The sequence below is a fragment of the Nitrospira sp. Vd2 genome, from assembly GCF_979581665.1.
The window spans coordinates 110,054-130,823 of the sequence record NZ_CEFZSK010000002.1 but is presented as its reverse complement, the minus strand read 5'-3'; the positions used below and the strand labels follow the sequence as shown (position 1 = coordinate 130,823).

20 protein-coding genes are annotated in these 20,770 nt (G+C 60.5%); 5 read left to right on the top strand and 15 right to left on the bottom strand.

What is annotated here, in order from left to right; all coding sequences use genetic code 11:
* Positions 1 to 17 precede the first annotated feature (17 nt).
* Genes lon through AC1U7K_RS01390 form a run of 4 tightly spaced genes read left to right on the top strand, consistent with a single transcriptional unit; the run spans position 18 to position 5,503 of the window.
* Positions 18 to 2,504: an endopeptidase La gene (gene lon, locus AC1U7K_RS01405; protein WP_480249031.1), complete on the top strand. Its 2,487-nt coding sequence runs from the start codon at positions 18 to 20 to the stop codon at positions 2,502 to 2,504.
* Between the two features lies 1 nt (position 2,505).
* Positions 2,506 to 3,582 carry a thiamine-phosphate kinase gene (thiL, locus tag AC1U7K_RS01400; RefSeq protein WP_480249030.1) on the top strand — a complete coding sequence of 359 codons (1,077 nt, stop codon included), beginning with the start codon at positions 2,506 to 2,508 and terminating at the stop codon, positions 3,580 to 3,582.
* Complete coding sequence (locus AC1U7K_RS01395) at positions 3,570 to 4,040, top strand: DUF2062 domain-containing protein (RefSeq protein ID WP_480249029.1); 471 nt, start codon at positions 3,570 to 3,572, stop codon at positions 4,038 to 4,040. Before thiL ends, AC1U7K_RS01395 begins: the two co-directional genes overlap by 13 nt.
* A 41-nt stretch (positions 4,041 to 4,081) precedes the next feature.
* Positions 4,082 to 5,503: an HD domain-containing protein gene (locus AC1U7K_RS01390; RefSeq protein ID WP_480249028.1), complete on the top strand. Its 1,422-nt coding sequence runs from the start codon at positions 4,082 to 4,084 to the stop codon at positions 5,501 to 5,503.
* 39 nt (positions 5,504 to 5,542) lie between these two features.
* Here AC1U7K_RS01390 and AC1U7K_RS01385 read toward each other — a convergent pair whose 3' ends face one another.
* The 9 genes from AC1U7K_RS01385 to thiS form a co-directional block, all read right to left on the bottom strand.
* Positions 5,543 to 6,424 carry a M23 family metallopeptidase gene (locus AC1U7K_RS01385; protein WP_480249027.1) on the bottom strand — a complete coding sequence of 294 codons (882 nt, stop codon included), beginning with the start codon at positions 6,422 to 6,424 and terminating at the stop codon, positions 5,543 to 5,545.
* Positions 6,425 to 6,482: 58 nt separating this feature from the next.
* A complete protein-coding gene (gene pafA, locus AC1U7K_RS01380; protein ID WP_480249026.1) occupies positions 6,483 to 7,859 on the bottom strand; it encodes a Pup--protein ligase in 1,377 nt (458 codons plus the stop codon).
* Positions 7,860 to 7,940: 81 nt separating this feature from the next.
* Positions 7,941 to 8,624 (bottom strand): proteasome subunit alpha, encoded by a 684-nt coding sequence (prcA, locus tag AC1U7K_RS01375; protein WP_480249025.1) that lies wholly within the window; start codon positions 8,622 to 8,624, stop codon positions 7,941 to 7,943.
* 1 nt (position 8,625) lies between these two features.
* Positions 8,626 to 9,450, bottom strand: coding sequence for a proteasome subunit beta (gene prcB / locus AC1U7K_RS01370; protein WP_480249024.1), 825 nt, complete (start codon positions 9,448 to 9,450; stop codon positions 8,626 to 8,628).
* Positions 9,451 to 9,535: 85 nt separating this feature from the next.
* Positions 9,536 to 11,017, bottom strand: a complete 1,482-nt coding sequence (gene dop / locus AC1U7K_RS01365; RefSeq protein ID WP_480249023.1) for a depupylase/deamidase Dop — start codon at positions 11,015 to 11,017, stop codon at positions 9,536 to 9,538.
* 23 nt (positions 11,018 to 11,040) lie between these two features.
* Positions 11,041 to 12,810, bottom strand: coding sequence for a proteasome ATPase (arc, locus tag AC1U7K_RS01360; RefSeq protein WP_480249022.1), 1,770 nt, complete (start codon positions 12,808 to 12,810; stop codon positions 11,041 to 11,043).
* Positions 12,811 to 12,952: 142 nt separating this feature from the next.
* Complete coding sequence (gene thiE / locus AC1U7K_RS01355; protein ID WP_480249021.1) at positions 12,953 to 13,579, bottom strand: thiamine phosphate synthase; 627 nt, start codon at positions 13,577 to 13,579, stop codon at positions 12,953 to 12,955.
* A gap of 161 nt (positions 13,580 to 13,740) precedes the next feature.
* Complete coding sequence (locus AC1U7K_RS01350) at positions 13,741 to 14,526, bottom strand: thiazole synthase (protein WP_480249020.1); 786 nt, start codon at positions 14,524 to 14,526, stop codon at positions 13,741 to 13,743.
* Positions 14,504 to 14,854: a sulfur carrier protein ThiS gene (thiS, locus tag AC1U7K_RS01345; protein WP_480249040.1), complete on the bottom strand. Its 351-nt coding sequence runs from the start codon at positions 14,852 to 14,854 to the stop codon at positions 14,504 to 14,506. Before thiS ends, AC1U7K_RS01350 begins: the two co-directional genes overlap by 23 nt.
* Positions 14,855 to 14,986: 132 nt before the next feature.
* Here thiS and AC1U7K_RS01340 point away from each other — a divergent pair, with 132 nt between their 5' ends.
* Complete coding sequence (locus AC1U7K_RS01340; RefSeq protein ID WP_480249019.1) at positions 14,987 to 15,487, top strand: histidinol-phosphatase; 501 nt, start codon at positions 14,987 to 14,989, stop codon at positions 15,485 to 15,487.
* Positions 15,488 to 15,502: 15 nt separating this feature from the next.
* On the opposite strand, the gene AC1U7K_RS01335 is transcribed toward AC1U7K_RS01340, so the two are convergent.
* The 6 genes from AC1U7K_RS01335 to AC1U7K_RS01310 are packed head-to-tail and all read right to left on the bottom strand — an operon-like array spanning position 15,503 to position 20,686.
* Entirely contained in the window at positions 15,503 to 16,843 is a 1,341-nt protein-coding gene (locus tag AC1U7K_RS01335; protein WP_480249018.1) for a S41 family peptidase, read from the bottom strand.
* A gap of 17 nt (positions 16,844 to 16,860) precedes the next feature.
* The gene (locus AC1U7K_RS01330; RefSeq protein ID WP_480249017.1) at positions 16,861 to 18,057 is read right to left on the bottom strand and encodes a murein hydrolase activator EnvC family protein; all 1,197 of its coding nucleotides are present in this window, start codon (positions 18,055 to 18,057) and stop codon (positions 16,861 to 16,863) included.
* Complete coding sequence (locus AC1U7K_RS01325) at positions 18,054 to 18,953, bottom strand: cell division protein FtsX (RefSeq protein WP_480249016.1); 900 nt, start codon at positions 18,951 to 18,953, stop codon at positions 18,054 to 18,056. Before AC1U7K_RS01325 ends, AC1U7K_RS01330 begins: the two co-directional genes overlap by 4 nt.
* Positions 18,950 to 19,618 (bottom strand): cell division ATP-binding protein FtsE, encoded by a 669-nt coding sequence (gene ftsE, locus AC1U7K_RS01320; protein WP_480249015.1) that lies wholly within the window; start codon positions 19,616 to 19,618, stop codon positions 18,950 to 18,952. Before ftsE ends, AC1U7K_RS01325 begins: the two co-directional genes overlap by 4 nt.
* A gap of 55 nt (positions 19,619 to 19,673) precedes the next feature.
* Positions 19,674 to 20,057, bottom strand: coding sequence for a YraN family protein (locus AC1U7K_RS01315; protein ID WP_480249014.1), 384 nt, complete (start codon positions 20,055 to 20,057; stop codon positions 19,674 to 19,676).
* The gene (locus AC1U7K_RS01310) at positions 20,054 to 20,686 is read right to left on the bottom strand and encodes a ribonuclease HII (RefSeq protein WP_480249013.1); all 633 of its coding nucleotides are present in this window, start codon (positions 20,684 to 20,686) and stop codon (positions 20,054 to 20,056) included. The genes AC1U7K_RS01315 and AC1U7K_RS01310 overlap by 4 nt, the downstream gene beginning before the upstream one ends.
* Positions 20,687 to 20,770 lie beyond the last annotated feature (84 nt).

Here is a 20,770-nt window from a genome sequence, read left to right as displayed (position 1 = left end):
GCGGATCAGCCCTAACCATGGCAGCCGAACAAGCCGATCGCGACATTCAAAACACCGAGGTGCCGGAGCAGTTGCCGCTCCTGCCGGTGCGCGACATCGTGGTATTTCCGTACATGGTGCTCCCGTTGTTCGTCGGCCGTGACATGTCGATCAAAGCGATCGAGGCGGCGCTCGCCGGCAATCGCATGATCTTCCTCGCGACACAAAAAGCGTTGGACGTGGAGAATCCAACCGCCGACGACATCCATACGGTCGGCACCGTCGGCATCATCATGCGCATGCTCAAGTTGCCCGACGAACGGATCAAGATCCTCGTCCAAGGCATTTCCAAAGCGCGCGTGCAAGAGTACATCCAGACAGAGCCGTACTATTCGGTGCGGATCGCCAAGATCCAGGACGCGAAACCGACCGGGACACCGCTCGAAGCCGAGGCGGTGATGCGGACGGTCAAGGAGCAGCTCGAGCGCATCATCGGGCTCGGCAAGGTGCTGATGCCGGACGTGATGGTCGTGATCGAGAATCTCGAAGACCCGGGTCGCCTCGCGGACATGGTCGTCTCCAATCTCGGCGTCAAGGTCGAGGTCGCGCAATCCGTGTTGGAGATCGAGGACCCGATCGTCCGGTTGAAGCGGGTCAGCGAAATCCTGACCAAGGAAGTCGACGTCCTCTCGATGCAGCAGAAGATTCAAGCCCAGGCGAAGGGCGAGATGGACAAGACGCAGCGTGAATACTTCTTGCGCGAGCAGCTCAAGGCCATCCAGAAAGAACTGGGTGAACTCGACGAGCGCGGCGAGGAGGTCGCCGAGTTTCGCAAGCGGATCAAAGAAGCCAAAATGCCCGACAAGGTGCTCAAGGAGTGCGAGAAGCAGCTCAAGCGCCTTGAGAAGATGCATCCGGACACGGCGGAATCGGCGACCGTGCGCACGTACTTGGAGTGGATGGTCGATCTGCCGTGGAACAAGAAGTCGAAGGACAATCTGGACATCAAGGCCGCGGCCAAGGTGCTGGACGAGGACCACTACGACTTGGAGAAGGTCAAGGAGCGGATTCTCGAATACCTGGCGGTGCGCAAACTCAAGGACAAGATGAAGGGGCCGATTCTCTGCTTCGTCGGCCCGCCGGGCGTCGGCAAGACATCGCTCGGGAAATCGATCGCGCGCGCACTCGGTCGGGAATTTGTGCGCATCAGTCTCGGCGGCGTCCGCGATGAAGCGGAAATCCGGGGCCATCGCCGGACGTATGTCGGCGCCCTGCCCGGCCGGATCATTCAAGGCCTCAAGCAAGCGGGCACGAACAATCCCGTGTTCATGATGGACGAGGTCGACAAGATCGGGCAGGACTTCCGCGGCGATCCGTCCGCCGCGCTGCTCGAAGTCCTCGACCCCGAGCAGAATCACGCCTTCAGCGATCACTATCTCGGCGTCCCGTTCGACTTGAGCGACGTGATGTTCGTGACCACGGCGAACTTGATGGACCCGATCCACAGCGCGCTGCGTGACCGGATGGAGATCATCGAGATCCCCGGCTACACGGAGGAAGAAAAAGTCGGGATTGCGCAGCGGTATTTGATCCCGCGTCAGCTCAAGGAACACGGCATCACGGAGTCGCACGTCCGCATCACGGAACCGGGGTTACGGACGATCATCTCGCATTACACCCGGGAGGCCGGTGTACGGAACCTGGACCGGGAAATCGCCAACGTCATGCGCAAGGTCGCCAAGAAGGTGGCCGAAGGAAAGACCAAGGACCACACCGTGACGCCGGCGAACGTCAACAAATATTTGGGCGTGCCCAAATACCTGCCCGAGGCCGAGCAGGAAAAAGATGAAGTGGGCGTGGCGACGGGTCTCGCGTGGACGGAAAGCGGCGGGGACGTGCTCTATATCGAAGCGACCGTCATGAAGGGCAAAGGCATCCTCACGTTGACAGGCCACTTGGGCGACGTGATGAAAGAATCGGCGCAGGCGGCGTTGAGCTACGTGCGGTCGCGCGAACGGCTGCTGGGCATCAAGCCGGACGTCTTCGCCAAGTACGACATTCATATACATGTTCCGGCTGGCGCGATTCCCAAAGACGGTCCCTCGGCCGGCATCACGATGGCCACGGCCATCGCGTCAATCCTCTCGAGCATTCCGGTCCGCCGGGACGTCGCGATGACCGGGGAAGTGACGCTGCGCGGACGCGTGCTCCCGATCGGCGGGCTGAAGGAAAAAATTCTCGCAGCCAAACGCGCGAAGATCTCGACGGTGATTCTCCCGAAGCGGAATCAGAAAGATCTCGATGAGATTCCGAAGCACCTGATCCGCGGCGTCAGGCTGGTCTTTGCCGAAACGATGGACGAAGTGATCAAGGCGGGGCTGCGCATGCCGGCTGCCGCGCGACGCGGAAAGCAGGCCCGGCGTGCCCATCCACAGCCCGAAGGGAACGGGCTCGGGCATGCTCGCCGCACGCCCCGTCCGCAGCCGATCGCGCCCTCGGTGACCGTGGCTCCCGTCCCGTCCTGACATGCCGCGTGTCGCGCGACGCCGAGCGCAGGCCCCTCTCCGCGAATTCGCCCTCATTGCGCAGATTCAGAAACGCTTTGGCGAAACCGGTCGCCTCGTGATACGCGGCATCGGCGACGATGCGGCGGTGATTCGTCCCTCCGCCGGACGCGACCTCCTCATCACAACGGACCTCCTGGCCGAGGGTGTGCACTTCGATCGCGCGACGGCGACCTGGGAGCAAGTGGGAGTCAAAGCGGCTGTCGCGAACTTGAGCGACATCGCCGCGATGGGCGGCCGAGCCGACTATCTGCTCGTGTCGATCGCCGTCCCCGTGGGTCAGCGAGCCGAGGAGATTCATCAACTCTACCGCGGCCTGTGGCGGGCCTCGCGACCATATGGCGTGCAACTCATCGGCGGCGACACGTCGGCCTCGCACCACGGCGTGTTCGTGAGTCTGACAGTCATGGGAAGCGTTCCACGCGGCCTGGCACTCATGCGAACCGGCGCGCAGCCCGGCGATGCCATCTACGTCACGGGTACGCTTGGCGATTCGCGCGCGGGCTTGGATCTGCTCCGCAAAGGTCCGCATGACGTTCGTCATCGCGTGCCGGGCAACGACGCCAGTCATCTCATCTCCCGCCATCTCGAACCGACACCGCGGCTCGAGATCGCGCAACTGCTGAGCGCGCGACGGCTCGCCAGTGCGGCGATCGACATCTCCGACGGATTGTCAGGCGATCTCCGCCATCTGTGCGGAGAGAGCGGGGTCGGGGCCGAGATCGACAAGACCGCGCTCCCGCTTTCGGAGGCCTTGAGAGCCTACGCCGCGGTTACGAAACAGGAGGCAGCGGACGTTGCGCTTGAGGGCGGCGAAGACTATGAATTGCTACTGGCGGTGCCACCCACCAAGGCCGCGCTGGCCCAACGTCTCGGCCGGCGACTCCGTTGCCCGCTGACCCCCATCGGTCGTATCCAACCGAAGAGCGCGGGGATCATGCTGAAGGAAGCGAATGGGAAGCGGCGGCCACTTCCACTGCTAAGCTATGAACATTTTCAGAAGCGTTCACCCCGACGAGAGACGCCGTGTTGTCACTAGATCGTGTGCGCTCGCACCTCACGCAGATCCTGCATCTCCATGAATCGCCGCATCGCACCGCGTTGGCCTTCGCGACCGGCGTCTTCATCGCCTTTTCACCGACGTACGGCCTCCATACCGTGATGGTGCTGTTCTGTACGTGGGCCTTTCGCCTCAATTTCTTAGCGTTGATGGCCGGCGCACTGTTGAACAACCCGTGGACGCTCGTGCCGATCCTCGGTGCCACCGTCTGGGTGGGTTTCCAAGTCCTCGGTCTCCCCTCCGTGCCACCGTTTGCCTGGGATGATTTGAGCCTCAATGCCCTCTACCGCCAAATCCTTCCCTATCTGCTGCCCTTCGTGGTGGGCGGGTTGGTATTGAGCGTCGTCGCCGCGCTCCTGAGCTATCCCGTCGCGTACTGGTTCATCTCGCGGTATCGCGCACGTCACCCCTCGGCCATCGAGCAGTTGCCGACCTGACAACGCTGCGTTAAGATGAACCCGTCACAGCCAGCCGCCCGATGAAGCTGCGCGCGCCCGCTCCGCATACCATCTATGACGGCTCGGCGTTGATCGCCGATCCGATTCACGAATACATTTCCTTCACGGTCCCGTACTCGACGCCCGATCGGCACGAGTGCACCGAAAAGGATCTCATCGATTCGCCGTGGATGCAGCGGCTGCGGTACATCTATCAACTGCAAAGCGCGCGATGGGTCTATCCGTCGGCCGAACATAGCCGCTTCGTACACTCACTCGGCACGATGCACGTCGCCGGTCGGTTTGCCCGGCATCTCTACCCATTCTTGGAAAGCGTCTGCCGCGACGTGCCATCCCTCCACTACGTCGAAGAACTCTTGCGCATTACCGCTTTACTGCACGACATCGGGCACGGCCCCTTCTGCCATTTTTTCGATGATAATTTTCTGGCGACCTATCACCTCACCCATGAGAAGCTCGGGCAGGTCATCATCCGCGATCATCTCGGACCCATCATTCGCAAAATCCGACGCAGCCCGTCGGGACCATTCCGAAAAGGTGAGGAACTCGATCCGGTTCAGATCGCCCATTTGATTCTCAAAGACAAGGGCAAGGACAACTCCCGGTTGCCATTCTGGCTCAACGTGCTGCAGCCCGTCATTTCCGGCAGCTACACCGGGGACAACTTGGATTACGTCCTCCGCGACTCCTACATGTGCGGCGTGGCCGTAGGCCCAGTCGACTTGACTCGGTTGATTCACTACACGTTGATCACCAACAAGGGCTTCACGATTCACAAGAACGGGCTCCCGGCGCTGCACATGTTTCTGAACACGCGGATGTACCTGTACTCGAACGTCTATTACCACCGCACGACGCGCGCCATTGACATTCACTTGCGCGAGATTTTCGGCGACACGATGCCGCTGATCTTCCCCGGCAATCCACTGAAGCAGATGGATCGCTATCTCACGCTGACGGATTGGTCGTTGCTCGAAGAAGTGCGGAGCTGGAAGGGGTCGCGCCATCCCCAGCGACGGGCGCTCGGCGAGGAGTGGGCCCGAATTCTGAGCCGCGACGTGAAATGGAAGATGGCGTACAACACCGTGCTGAAAGAAAAGGGCCGGGCACGGGGAATGGATTTTCCCGATGCCATGCATTTCCACAAGCAGATTCAAAAAGAATTACCACAAGACCTGCACTCGCTTCGCTTCAACGTCGATATGGCGCCGCTCGATCCACGGCCTGACCCGAAGGACACGCGCGTCACGCCGCTATTCGTCTACGACCCGGGAACGAACTCGATTTCGACAGAGCCGCTGGAAGAGTTCCTCGACCTGCTCCCTACGCGTCTGATCCAATTCCGTCTCTATGCCCTGAACCACGAGACCGACGCCGCCTTGTCGGCGGCCGCCGCACGGGCGCTCAATACCACGCCTTCGAGCATCCATACCAACGTCTAGCCCGGCGACGGGAGCCGGACGCCGGTTGCCGGGCGAACGCTATTGGAGGGGTTGACGGTGGTTGAGGGACAGCTTGATCAGGGAGAAGGGATCCACGCGCGCGCCGTTGACACGAACGCCCCAGTGCAGATGAGGACCCGACGCTCGGCCCGACGCACCCACCTTGCCGATCACCTCGCCGCGCTTGACCGCTTGTCCGTCCCGGACGAGGACCTCCGATAGGTGAAAATACATCGAGTAGAGGCCGAGGCCGTGATCGATGAAGATGCCCTTGCCTGAGAAGAAGTGATCGACGGTCAGTCGGACAATCCCGTCGTTCATGGCAAGCACTTCGGCCCCCATGGGAGCGGCAATATCCTCGCCGTTGTGTGGATTGCGTGATTGCCCGTTGATCACACGCGATCGGCCGAAGGCGCCAGTGACCGGGCCTTGCAGGGGTTGCAGGAAGAGATCACGCCACAGCCGCTGGTCAGTCACCGCATTCAGCACGAGGCGCACCTGCTCTTGCTCAGCCTTCACGCGCACGAGACTGTCTTCATCGAGGTCGACCTTGTCTTTCGGCAGGGTCAGATGCTGAACGGGATACTTCGCCTTCATCACTAGGACGTTGTAGCTGAGCTTGCGATGCCCGCTCGGCGAGACGATATCGAGCGCCAATTCGTGCGTCCCGGGTGCGTCTTCCAAATCGATCCCCACCAGTCCAATGTAGGACCGCCGGGCATCTCCGTCGTCCAAGAAGAACGGGATCTGCCGGGATAAGAACCGGCCACTGACGGCAGTCGTCTGGCCGTCAGCCGGAACACGAACGAGGAGCACTTCGCCCTGTTTGCCGCTGAACTGACCGTCGGCCCCGCGTGGTTCCGGAGGGGCGCTCGTCAACAGATCGACGGGAAAGATGCTCGCGAGGAGGACGACCGCCATGATCGCCAGACGATCAAGCCTCCGGGATGGCGCAGAGGAGGGCGTGTCCATGAGGAACCTATCGATAGAACCGGGGGCCGGCGACCTGGGCCACCAGTTCTTCAACACGTCGGTTGACGCTGCTGAACGGATCCATGCACAGGATCGTCTCTTCCCAATAGCCGTTCAATTTGAGATAGGTCCAATCCACGGTATAAGACCGATTCTTCGCGCGGGCAAACCGGATGAAGTCACCACGGACTTTCGCGCGCGTGGTTTGTGGCGGAACGGACATGGCGCGCTGAATCGCGTCTTCATCGACGATCCGCTCGACCATATCACGCGCCTCCATTAAATAGTATAACCCACGGGTTCGTTTCACGTCGTGGTACTGGAGGTCCATGAGGAACACGCGGGGGTCGTCCCAGCCGCACCCCTTCTTCTCGACGTACGACTGGATCAAGTGCCGCTTGGCGATCCAATCCACCTCGCGCGTCAACGCCGACGGGTCGTCTTCCAGCCTGTCGAGCACATAGCTCCATTTGTGCAACACGTCGTCGAGCACCGGATCGTGCGGCTCGATGCTCAAATAGTCGTGCGCCCGCTCCAGATACACGCGCTGAATCTCGATCCCGCTCAGTTGACGACCATCGTCGAGCTTGACCTTTTTCTTGAGCGTCGGATCGCGGGACACTTCCCGGATGGCCTTGACCGGGTCTTCCAGCTCCATCCCCGTGACGGTATAGCCTTCCTCGATCATCGAGAGCACCAACGCCGCGGTGCCGACCTTCAGATATGTGGCGTATTCCGACATGTTCGAGTCGCCGACGATGATGTGCAGACGGCGATATTTCTCGGCATCGGCGTGCGGCTCATCTCGGGTGTTGATGATGCTGCGGGACGACGTCGTCGAGGAGGACGTCTTCTCATGGATGTGCTGCGCGCGCTGCGAGATAAAAAATTGCGGCTTCCCGGAGACCTTCAGCACTTTGCCCGAGCCGGAATAGACCTGGCGGGTCACGAAAAACGGAATCAGTTGCTCCGTCACCTTCCAGAAGTCCACATCGCGGCGCATGAGGTAATTTTCGTGACAGCCGTACGTGTTCCCAAGCGAGTCGGTATTGTTCTTGAAAATATAGATCTCCCCCGAGAGCCCTTCCTCCCGCAACCGCTCCTCGGCCGCCGGCAAGCAGGCTTCCAAGAGGCGTTCCCCGGCCTTGTCATGGACGACGAGGTCGATGATGTTGTCGCATTCGGGCGTCGAATACTCCGGGTGGCACCCGGTGTCCTGATAAAATCGTGCGCCGTTCACCAGAAAGGCATTGGAAGGCCAACTATTCGGGATCAAGCCCTCGAAGATATATCCGAGGACCTTCTCCATCGGTAGGTAGATACGCCCATTGGGCGAAAAGATCAGTCCGTATTCGTTCTCGAGGCCAAAAATGCGCGTCTTCACGATGGAAGAGTCCAGTGATGAACCTCGTTCACCATACACCGGAGCCCCTGATTCTTCAACCGCGCGGGCCACTTCGCGCCGTCAGGAGAGGATTTGGCGGGACTCAGCGTGAGAGAGACGTCGGAATTTTCGGCCGGTCCGCGTGCGATCGAGGACCGCGATTTCCAAGCCTTCGGCCGTCATCTTTTGGTTGGTGATGTTCTCGAGCGCCGCCGTGCACAACGACAGGGCAGTTTTCAGCGACGGGCCGTCGTTCTTGTAGCGCTCCTTGAGGAAGACCTGCAACGCCTCGGACCGTCCGCCGATCGCCGCGAAGCCCCGTTCGTCGAAGATGCTGCCGTCGAAGGAGATCCGGTACATTTCATTCGGATGACCGGCTTCGCCGACTTGAACCACCAGAATCTCGACTTCCAACGGCTTGAGCTCTTGGCTGAAGATGGTCCCGAGTGTCTGCGAGTAGCCGTTCGCGAGCGACCGTGCGGTCACGTCCTCACGGCTGTACATGAAGCCTTTCAGATCGGCATGGCGAATGCCGGCCTTCCGCAAATTCTCAAACTCACTGTACTTGCCGGCGCCTGAGAAGGCGATGTTGTCGTAGATCTCCGAGACTTTGTAGAGCGAGGAACTCGGGTTATCCGCCACGAGCAGAATGCCGTCTTGGTATTCCATCGCGATGATCGATCGGCCCTTGGCGATGCCTTTCTTGGCATACTCGGCCTTGTCCTGCATCACCTGTTCAGGCGACACGTAGTAGGGCAGCGCCATCTTATGACTCCTTTTTCCGTTCCGCGATGAGCGAAGTGTACAAGGCCGCGATGCGCTGATCGTCGATCTCGGCGATTCCCGCCGCGCTGACCACTTTGGCCGTCGGATAAATGCCGCGGATCAAATCGGGCCCGCCCGTCCCGACATCCTCTTCGGCGGCATTGTACAAGGCCAGCAGCGCGATCTTCAGCGCCTCTTCCTCCGGCAAGTTGCGCCGATAGTGTTCCCGCATGGTATTGCGGGCGTCCTTCCCGCCGGATCCCACCGCATGGTACTCCGACTCCTCGTATCGGCCGCCGGTGATGTCGTACTTGAAGATGCGGCCTTCCGTCCGCCGATGATCGTAGCCGACGTAAATCGGAATGACGATCAGGCCATGGAAGACCATCGGGAGATTCGCCTTGATCATCTGCCCGAGCTTATTCGCTTTCCCTTCGTAAGAGAGCTGGACGCCTTCCAGCTTTTCGTAGTGCTCGAGCTCCGTTTGGAAGAGTTTGACCATCTCGATGGCTGGTCCCGCCGTCCCGGCGATCGCCATCGCCGAATGCTCATCGATCTTGAAGACCTTCTCCATTTGCCGTCCCGCGATCTGGAACCCTTCGGTCGCCCGGCGGTCTCCGGCAATAACAACGCCGTCGCGATGTTTCAGGGCGAGAACCGTCGTGCCGTGGGGGGCTGGTGGAAGCGTCGTGGCGTGCTGCCCCGCCGGTGCCTGGCTCGACGGTTCCCAGGTGCGCGCCGGTGGGACCAAATCGGGGCGGTGACGGAGCAGATAATCGAAAAAGCTCGGGCCCTCATCGTCATAGAAGGTTGTGCGTGGTCTCATTCTACTCCTTGGTTATCCATGGACGCGGGAGGCACGATCACCGCGCATGAGCATCAACCGGCAGAGCACCGGTCGCGGGAGGATACTACGCAGTGAGCTTGGCGAGCAATGACTCGGCGGAATCGGATCCCTCCAACAGCTCACGGGTCAGCGACTCTGTGCCGCGCAGGGGTTCCATCAGAGGAATTTTCTTGATCGTCGTATTGCCGACATCGAACAGGACGGACGTCCAGCTGGCCGCGTAAATCTCGCTTCTGAATTTTTTCAGACATTGTCCGCGGAAATAGGCGCGGGTCCCGGTGGGCGGCTGCTGCTCGGCTTTGGCGATGTCGCTGTCTTGGAGGAGACGATCGATCAGGTTACTGCGCTCGAGGGTATAGTAGAGTCCCTTTTCCGGCCGGATGTCGTGATACTGCAGATCCAGCAGAGCCACGCGCGGATCGTCCCATCCACAGCTTTTTCGGTCCATGTACGACTCGATCATGTGCCGCTTCGCCACCCAATCGAGGTCGCGGACCAGCTGCATCGGATCCTGCTCCAGCTTATCCAAAACCTCTTCCCACCGCACGAGCACGTCCTTTGTCACCTGATTCAGTTCGTGACAGGCATAGAAATCGAGCGCCGCCTTGAGGTAAGCGCGCTGGACCTCGATCGCCGTTGTCACGCCACCGCCGTTCACCTTGAGCGATTGTTTCACCGACAGGTCCCGCGAGATGTCCTTGATCGTCTTGACCGGATCGTCAAGGTCGATCGCGGGGAGCTCCGCCCCGGCTTCGAGCACGTCGAGTACGAGGGACGTGGTGCCGAGTTTCAAATACGTGGACAACTCCGCCATGTTCGCGTCGCCGACGATCACGTGGAACCGGCGATATTTGGCAGGATCGGCATGCGGTTCGTCACGGGTATTGATGATGGGCCGCTTCACCATCGTGTTGAGATCGACTAGGCATTCGAAGAAATCGGCCCGCTGGGACAATTGGTACTGGGTTGCCGACGTCTGGTTCTCGGCGCCCACCTTTCCGGCGCCCGCATAGATTTGCCTGGTGATGAAAAACGGCACCAACGCGCGGACGATCCGGTCGAACGAGACCGACCGCGACAACAGATAGTTTTCGTGATAGCCGTAGCTGTTACCCTTTCCGTCGGTGTTGTTCTTGTAGAGCACGAACTGTGAGCCGCCACGAGCTTTCGCCATGGCACGCAAGCACTCGGCCGCGATGCGCTCCCCGGCACGCTCAAAGGCGACGAGTTCGCGCGGGTTCGTGCACTCCGGGGTCGAGTATTCGGGATGGGCACCGTCGACGTAGAGGCGACCGCCGTTGGCGAGGACTTTGTTCAGGAGGCGATTGTAGTCCGGCCCCGGGCGCTCCCGCTCGCCTTCCGCTTCAAACCCCCGGATATCGAGCAGCGGGTTTTCATTTTCGTAGTCCCACAGGGCCTGCGGGGACGGAAGGGAGGGATAGTATCCGATTAGTTGAATGGAATTCGAAACGGGATCGACCGACTCACTATCCCGGGCGGCGATGCCGAATTCTGTTTCGGTTCCCAACACACGCTGCAATGCCACTCCTCCTCCGACTTGGTGCACGCTCAGAAGTAATGACCGGTCGTAATCGTCTCGATCTGTCGTGATTCCGTCGACCCGGCCGTGATCGTCCGCACATGGATGATCTTTTCACCCTTCTTGCCGGCGATCTTCGCCCAGTCGTCCGGATTGGTCGTATTCGGCAGGTCTTCGTGCTCTTTGAACTCTTCGCGGACCGCCCGCATGAGGTCGTCCGCCCGGATGCCTTTTCCTTCCTTGGCGATCGCCCGCTTGATCGCATATTTTTTCGCGCGCGAGACGATGCCTTCGATCAACGCGCCGCTCGCGAAATCTTTGAAGTACAGGGTTTCCTTCTCGCCGTTCGCGTAGGTCACTTCCAGGAACTTGTTTTCCTCCGAGGTCGCATACATCCCTTCCACCGTCAAGCCGATGAGATGATCGACCATCGTGTGCCGGTCGCCGCCATGGCGCGTGACTTCATCATCGGCAAACGGAAGATCGACGGACAGATATTTGGAGAAGATCTCACGCGCCGCATTCATGTCCGGTCGCGAGATTTTGATCTTGACGTCGAGCCGGCCAGCGCGCAGGACCGCCGGGTCGATCAAGTCCTGCCGGTTGCTCGCACCGATCACGATGACGTTGCGCAACCGCTCCACGCCGTCGATTTCCGACAGGAACTGTGGAACGATCGTCGACTCGATGTCCGACGAGATTCCGGTTCCTCGCGTCCGGAAGAGCGCGTCCATCTCGTCGAAGAACACGATCACCGGATTGCCCTCGACCGCCCGTTCCTTGGCCTTCTTGAAGACCTCGCGGACCTGCCGTTCGGATTCGCCCACATACTTGTTCAGCAGCTCCGGCCCTTTGACGTGCAGGAAGAAACTTCGCATTTCCTTCCCCGTCAGGTGCTTGAGCTTCTTGGCGATCGAGTTGGCGACGGCCTTGGCGATCAACGTTTTGCCGCAGCCGGGTGGGCCGTACAACAAGACGCCCTTCGGTGGGCTCAATTTGTGTTCGGCGAACAGGTCGGGGTACAGGAACGGCAACTCGACCGCATCGCGGACCTGTTCGATCTCTTTGCCCAGGCCGCCGATGTGCTCGTAGTCAACGTCGGGAACTTCCTCGAGCACGAGTTCCTCGGCCTCGGACTTCGGCAGCTTCTCGATGACATAGCCCGAGCGCGCGTCGTAGAGGAGATGGTCGCCCACGCTTAACCGCTGGGAAACCAGCGGCTCCGCCAACTCCGCGACTTTTTCTTCATCGAAATGGAGCGAGACCAAGGCGCGGTTGTTCTCGAGGAGATCTTTCAGTCGAACGACTTCTCCCTGACCGTCGAACCCGCGGCTCTCGATGACGTTGAACGCTTCGTTCAAAATGACTTCCTGTCCCTTGCGCAACTCCTGCGGCTTGATGGACGGATGCAGGTTGACCTTCATCTTGCGTCCGCCGACATAGATCGTCGCCGTTTTGTCCTCGTTCATCGCCGAGAAGATCGCATAGGTCGACGGCGGCGCGGTCAGCTTTTCCACTTCCGCGCGTAACGCTTGAATCTGAGACTTGGCTTCCTGGAGCGTCGCGGTCAACTTTTCGTTTTGCTTGTGGGCTTGATCGAGTTGGGAGCGTGAGTGATAGAGCTGTCGCAGCTCTTCTTGCATGGATTGGATTTGAATATGGAGCTTTTCGATCTCGCGCGCCTGCTCGTCACTCTTTTTCACGGCGTTTACATCTCCGTCTGAGAGGCATTGAGTGATTTTTTTGACAGAGTCACGGAGGGAGCTGAGCCGGCCCGCACTCCGCTTGGAATCGGCCATGGGACGTTCTCCCGATCACGCAGATGTGTTGAATCGGCGCTCAACTTGAGCAAATCTTATCATCGACTCTCAAGAAGGGTCAACTACGCGCGGCCTTCATCACTCGTCTCTTCATCGCTTCGGCAGCGGACGGACCGGCGAACTAAGTAGATGACACCGCTCGGTCGAGCGCGCAGGTCGCCTGCCCGACATCTCCTGCAGTGAGAATCGATGAGATCACCGCCACGCCAAACCCGCCGGCCCGTCGCACGGCCTTCGCACGCGTTTCGTCGATGCCGCCGATGCCGAAGACGGGGATCGAACAACGCGATGCCGCCTCCCTAAGAGGATCGAGACCGAGCGGGGCGCCGAACGCTCGTTTGGATGGCGTGTCGTAAAGCGGTCCGAGCACCACGAAATCGGCTCCTGCATCCGCCGCGTCGATCGCGTCTTCCACCGAGTGCGTCGACGCGCCGATCAGTCGATCGCGGCCCAGCAGCCGTCGTGCGACGGAAATGGGAACGCTGTCCGCACGCAGATGGACGCCGTCCGCACCGATCGCGAGAACGACATCGATTCGATCATTGATGAACAGACGCGCGCCGTATCGCCGACAACAGGTGAGAAGCGCGGATGCGAGCGCCAACAATTCTCGGGTGGTCACATCCTTCTCACGCACCTGCACGGCCCTGAGTCCCGCCTTGAGGGCGTCTTCGACGACCGAGGCGAGAGGACGCCCGCCGGTCTGCGTGCGATCGGTCACCAAGTACACGCGGAAGTCAACGGACATGGAAGGGGAGTGACGAATGCTGAGTCATGAGTGCTGAGTGCTGAGAAGGTGAAGGATACGACCGGCATCAGAATCCGTACCCCTGATGATTCCCTGTTCTTCCAGCATTTCAGTCGCTCCTTCTTGAACTCAGCCGCTCAGCACTCGCAACTCAGCACTTCCTACAGCATGCCCTCGATCGGGCTGCTCGCGGTCGCATACAACTTTCTCGGGATGCGACCCGCTTTGTACGCCAACCGGCCGGCATCGACCGCGTACTTCATCGCCTCGGCCATCATGATCGGATCTTTGGCGCCCGCAATCGCCGTGTTCATCAAGACGGCATCCGCCCCGTATTCCATCGCCAGTGCCGCATCGGACGCCGTGCCGACCCCGGCATCGACGATGATGGGCACGTTGACGGTCTCCAGGATGATTTTAAGATTGTACGGATTCCGAATGCCCAGGCCGGAGCCGATCGGCGCGGCCAGCGGCATCACCGCCGGACAACCGATATCGACCAATTTCTTCGCGACGATCGGATCGTCGTTCGTGTACGGCAGCACGACGAACCCTTCCTTGACCAAAATCTTCGCCGCCTCGATGAGGCCCGCCGTATCGGGAAACAGCGTCCGCTCATCCCCGATCACCTCGAGCTTGACGAGATCCGAGATGCCCGCCGCGCGCGCAAGCCGCGCGTACCGGAGCGCATCCTCGACCGTATAGCAGCCGGCCGTGTTCGGCAGGATCGTGTACTTCTTCGGATCGATGTAATCGAGTAGATTCTCCTTCGACCGATCGGTAATGTTGACGCGCCGCACCGCCACGGTGACCACATCGGCGCCGGACGCCTCAATCGCTTTCTTGGTCTCGACGAAATCCTTGTATTTGCCGGTCCCCACCCACAGCCGGGACTTGAACTCGCGCCCCGCAATCACGAGCCGATCACTCTGTCCATTCAATTCCATGGTTCACCCCTCTAAGCTCCCTCAAGAGAGGATGAGAAGGGGATCGTTCACTGCGCGCGTCCACCGAGCACCGTCTTCGCGTGCGCGGTGCGCGAGTACAAACGATACCCTTCTCGTCCTCTCCCCCCGTTCCTCCGCCGATGAAGCTGATGATCTCGACTCGGTCCCCATTCTCCAGTTTGCGCCGAGTAAAGTCCGCGCGGTCGAGGATCTGAAGATTAAGTTCCACTGCGACATGCTCCGACCGCACGTCCAAGACCTTCAGCAAATCGGCAACCGTCGAACCATCCGCCACCGCCTGGGGTTGCCCGTTCACCTGAATCTGCATGGGATCCGGCACTCGGTCATCCTATGAGACGCTTCAAATGCTTGTCAATGAACCGCTTGGACGATCGCTCGGCTCGAAGGACCTAGACGGAGAAGGACAGGACCGCTACGATACGAGGACGTAAAGGCGTTCATGCCGACCACGAATCAGCAACTGGCCTCCCTGCTTCAGTCGATCGCCAATCAGTTGGAAGCCAGACGAGACAATCCACATCGCATTCGCGCGTACCGCCGCGCGGCTGACATGATTCGCTCTCTATCGGATGACATCGCGACAGTCGCCGTGCGCGGCGAACTACGCGCGATCCAGCGAATCGGAAAGGATCTGGCGGCGAAAATCGAAGAGTTTCTCAAGACGGGAACGATTCACACCTATGAGCAGCTTCGGCGGCCCCTGCCACCCGAGATTGCCGACTGGCTCTCGCTCCCGGGGTTGAGCGAACCGGCGGTGCAGGAATTGTACTTTCGGCTCGGCATTCGGAGCCTGGAGGATCTCGAAAGCCTGGTTCGGTCCCATCTGCTGCGAACCCTCCCCGGCGTGACGGCCCCCGAGGAAGAATTGTTGGTGGCAATTCAGAAACTCCGTGGCGAGATCAAGGCTCCGACTTCGGATGTCCCTCAGCCTGAGCGTTGACCTCAACCTGCTCTCTTAAATCGGCCGCAGATCTTTGAAGATCTTCCACGTCTTCAGCAACTCGACCGCCTTCTGGAGTTGCGGATCCTCCTCCAGCGGCCCTTCGCCCAGCGGCTCGGCGGTCGCCCCGTTGCTCTTCGGCGTCTGATCGTCCGGTTTCGTTTGAGCGGGAGGAGCGGGCTCCTTGGGTTTCGCGGCCGCTTCCTTATCTTTATCCTTTTCTTTGTCCTTCTCGCCGGCTTTGGCCGTCGTGGTCGGCACCTTCACGACGATGTCCGGCGTGATGCCGGTCGATTGGATCGACCGTCCCTTCGGCGTGTAGTATTTCGCCGTCGTCAGCCGCAGGCCCGATCCGTCGCCGAGCGGCAAAATCGTCTGAACCGAGCCTTTTCCGAAGGACGTCGTCCCGACAACCACCGCTCGCCCCCAGTCCTGCATGGCGCCCGCGACGATTTCTGACGCGCTCGCCGAACCTTCGTTGACGAGGACGATCATCGGATGGTCCTCGATCTGATCCTTCGAGCGAGAGAAGTACTCATCTTTCTTCCCGTCACGCCCCTTGATCGACACGATCAGCTTGCCGGCGGGCACGAACTGCTCCGACACCTCGACGGCGGAGGTCAGCAGACCGCCTGGATTGTTCCGAAGATCGAGGACGACGCCGCTGACTTTCTGCTCGCGGAACTGCTTCAACGCCTTGCCCAGATCCTTGCCCGTCTGCTCCTGGAACTGGGTCAGCCGCACGTACCCGATGGAGTTATCGATGAGCCGCGAGCGCACGCTTTCGATGCGAATGGTATCGCGGGTCAACGTAAAGACGAGGGGATCCGCCACCCCGTCACGCTGGATGGTCAAGTTGACCTTGGTCCCTTTCACGCCCCGCATCTTCTGGACCGCTTCCATCAGCGTGAGGTCCTTGGTCGCTTCGTCGTTGACCTTGGTAATGAAGTCCCCGGCCTTGATGCCGGCCTTCTGGGCCGGCGTCCCTTCGATGGGCGCGATCACCGCCAGCCGGTTGTCCTTGATGCCGATCTGAATCCCGACCCCGCCAAACTCCCCCTTGGTCTCGACCTGAATCTCCTTGTACATGTCGGGAGTCATGTAGGCGGAGTGCGGGTCCAGCGTGGACAGCATGCCGCGAATCGCGCCTTGCACCAGGTCCTTGACCTTGGCCTCCTCCACGTAATGCTTTTGGATTTGGGTCAGGACCTCGGAGAACGTCTTCAGCTCTTCATACGTCTCGGTGGCCTGTACCGTGCGCTCCCAGCCTTTGCCGACCAGGAACCCCGTCGTCAACGCCACGACGATGATCAACGATCCGACATACCAGGATTTGCGCGCGCGTTCTGGTTCCATACTGCGATTCCTTTCCACTAACGACGTTTCGCGAGCCAGATGAGCGGATCAACCGGCTCCGCACCCTCTCGAAGTTCAAAGTATAGCGTGCTGTCCCCCGTAAATCCCGTGTCCCCGGTCTCCCCGATGACGTGGCCGGTGGGTATCTGCTCGCCAACCTTCACCGATAATTTGGAGGCATGGGCGTACAGCGAAAAGAAGCCGTTGGCATGGTCGAGAATGACGACCTGTCCGTAGCCCTTCAACCAATCCGCGTACACGACCGTGCCGGCCATCACGGCCCGAATGGCTGTTCCTTCATCCGTTCGGATTTCAATGCCCTTGCGCTGAACGTAGGTATCGAACGTGCGATGTTTTTGACGGCCGAAGAACGAGACCACTTCCCCGTCGGCCGGCCAATGCAGCGCGCCTTTGAGCACATGGCCGCCGCCCACATTCTTCGGCGGCACGACGGCGAAGGCCCGTCGCCGCTGCTCCATCTCCTTGATCAAGCCGTCTACTCGCGCCGCGGACCGCTCCAATTCGGCGACGGCCCGGTCATAGGACTCCTTCTCCTGAGTAATCTTTGCGAGAAAGATCCGCTTGTGCCGTTTGAGGCCCTGAATCTCCGTCAACTGACGCTCGGTATGGGCCTTATAGGCCAGCATCTCGCTTCGGACAGCCTCGCGCTGCCGTTCCATCTGCTCCAAGCGGCCGACGTCTTCGCGATACGATTCTACTAAATCATACTCGCGCTGTGATACTGCGGAAAGATACCGGAGGCGGCGCTGCAGGCTTTCATAGGTGTCGGCCGTCAGGAGGGCGGCGAGGTGGCCATAGCGCCCTTCCATATACTGAGCCCGGAGGCGGGCCAGGACCGACTGGCGGCGGTCGTCCAATCGCGCGCGGACGAGAGTCAACTGCGCCGTGATGCGTTCAATCTCGTGATCCTTTTCCTTTAACTTGCGACTAATGGCCGCGCGTTCCTGCCGCTTGCTCGTGAGATCATCGTCCAAATCCTGAATCGCCTGGAGCACCGACTCCTTCTTCCTTTCCGTCTCGTGCGCGTGCTGCCTTTTTCGTTCGATCTCTTGTTGGAGCTTCTCCAGCGCACGCCGCTCGCGTTCCAACTTCTCGGCAATCGGATCCGGGGACCGGTCCTTCGCCAAAGCCATCGGGGCAAGGAGGGCGCCGGCACAGAGCAGCCAGAGGACAATGGACGTTCGTTGTTTCATGAGCGGGTCCGCTCGAACGCCGCCAGCGAGACAAAGCTGCCGATCGAGCCGAGCGTCAATCCCGCGGCGACCATCGCCAAGGACACGTGAAGCGGCAAGAAGGCAAACGACAACGGACCGGCCAACAGCCGGCCGTGGCTCCCGAGCTGAAGTTTGAAGAATTCGAATCCGGCTTTCAAGAGAGACACGGACAGCGCGCCTCCCAGAGCTCCGAGGACCGCCCCCTCGATCAAATACGGGACACGAATGAAGATCGGCGTCGCGCCGATCAAGCGCATGATCTCGATTTCGTCCCGGCGCGCATAGAGCGCCAACCGAATCGTGCTGGCAATGATCGTTGTCGCCGCCGCCGATAAGATGGCCCCCACGGCGATCGCCGTCCACTCGATATAGCGGACGACCGTCGCCAGACTCTCGATCCAGTCCTGATTGTACTGAACTTGAGTGATGCCGGGCAGCGCTCTCGCTCGTTCGACCCAGTGTGTCACCGATTCCGAGGAGCGATATTGCGGCCGGATCGTCACAACGAACGACGCCGGCAGCGGGTTCTCGCCCAACCCTTGCAGCAACACACTGTCGGCCGGAAAATCTTGCCGGAACTCCGAGAGCGCCTGCTCTTTGGAGACATATTCGACCGCTGCGACTTCTCGTTCCCCCTTGAGTTGCTTCTCGACCTCGTACAACTCGGCCAGTGAAAGACCGTCCTGGACGTACAGGATCACCTTAATATCGTCCTGCAATGAAGCCGTCGCGGCACGAAGGTTGAGATAGAGAAGCAGAAACACTCCAAAACACACCATGGTGAAGGCCGTCGTCGCCACCGCCACGATCGTCGTCGTCTGGTTCAACCGGATGTTGGCGAGCGCCTCGCTGATGAAATAGCTCAGCCGCCTCAAGATCCGCCTCCGCTGTCGGAGATCAGCCGCCCTTGGTCCAACACGATGATGCGGCGCTTCACCCGTTCGGCGACCTCCCGGTTGTGGGTCGCAATCACCACCGTCGTACCGCGCGCGTTGATCAACTTGAACAAGTCGATGATGTCGGCGGCCAACGCCGCATCCATGTTGCCGGTCGGTTCATCGGCGAGGAGCACGGTTGGGCCATTGACAATGGAGCGCGCGATGCAGACCCGCTGCTGTTCACCGGCCGACAGCATGGCCGGGCGACTTTCTTTACGGTGCTCGACCCCGACCGCTTTCAGCGCCTCGATCACCTTGCGCCGCGTCTCGGCGTACGAGGCGCCCTGGACGACGAGCGGCATCGCGACGTTGTCGAACACGTTCTTCTTCGGCAACAGCCGGAAATCCTGAAAGACAAATCCCATCGACCGCCGGAACTCGGCAATCTCCGAGGCACCCATGCGGCCGACATTGCGGTTCTGCACGAAGACCTGCCCTTCATCGGCCCGCTCGGCGGCGAACAGCAACTTCAAGAGGGTCGTCTTGCCCGCCCCGCTCGGTCCCATCAGCAAGACGAATTCTCCTTTGCCGATGTGCACACTGACGTCGATGAGCGCCAGCCGGCCGCCATACTGCTTGGATACGTGATCGATCTCGATCATCACGCGGGACCAGGCTCCGCGGTCGTCATGGCGCCGCCGTGCCCATTGCTGGTTCTTACCACTGCAGTTCGTCCCCGGGGACCTCGAACGCGTTCTCGATATGCTGAATATCCCCCGGCTGATCGCCGTCGCCGGTGCACAGGACGACGTCGAACCGGCACAGCCGCTCCTTCAGCTTGCGCTGCGCCAGGTAGTTGGCGGCGAGCCGAATCAGCCGGTCCCGTTTGCGTCCGTCCACCGCGTAGGGGGCGCCGCCGAACGCCGACGTTCGCCGGGCTTTGACCTCGACGAACACCAGAATGTTGCCGTGCTCGGCGACCAGATCCAATTCACCATACGAGGAGCGCGCATTGCGTTCGACGATCCGGTACCCACGGCGGCGCAGGTACCGCTCCGCCGCCGATTCCGCGTGTTGCCCGAACGCCTTGCTGTCCGTCATTCGAACATCTCCCACTGATCGACGTCTTGCACAGCGAGAACGGGCCTGAAGGTTTGGCGGTGCGCCGGACAAGGCCCATGCCGATCGAGGAGGCGCAAGTGTTCGGGCGTCGCGTAACCTTTATGAGAGCGAAAATTATAATCGGGATAGCGGTGGTGGTATTCGTGCATCAGCCGATCACGAGTGACCTTCGCGACAATCGACGCCGCCGCGATCGACACGGAAAACGCATCGCCTTTGATGATCGGTCGTTGGGGAAGGCGGACTGTGGGAAGGCGCACGGCATCGAGCAGAAGGAAATCCGGCGAGACACTCAATGCGGCGAGCGCCCGGCACATCGCCAGCCTCGTCGCCTGCAAGATGTTCAGCGTTTCGATCTCACGCTCGCTGGCCGTCCCAACGCCGACCGCAACCGCCTTCTTGAGAATGTCTCGGTAGAGACGTTCACGGTCGGCCTCTGGAACTTGCTTCGAATCGTTGAGGCCTCGAAGGGTGAGGCGACGAGGCAGAATCACTACACCGGCGACGACCGGGCCGGCCAGCGGGCCGCGGCCCGCCTCGTCCAACCCCGCGATCGCGTCATAGCCGCACCGCCGGGCTTCCGCTTCAAAAAAGTCGGTCGGCTCCACAACGTGCGTGCAGCAGCTTGAGGTTAAGGTTCAGGTTGAGGCTACGCGACAAGAGGAACGCGCTTCCCCTGTCGCCCTTCACCT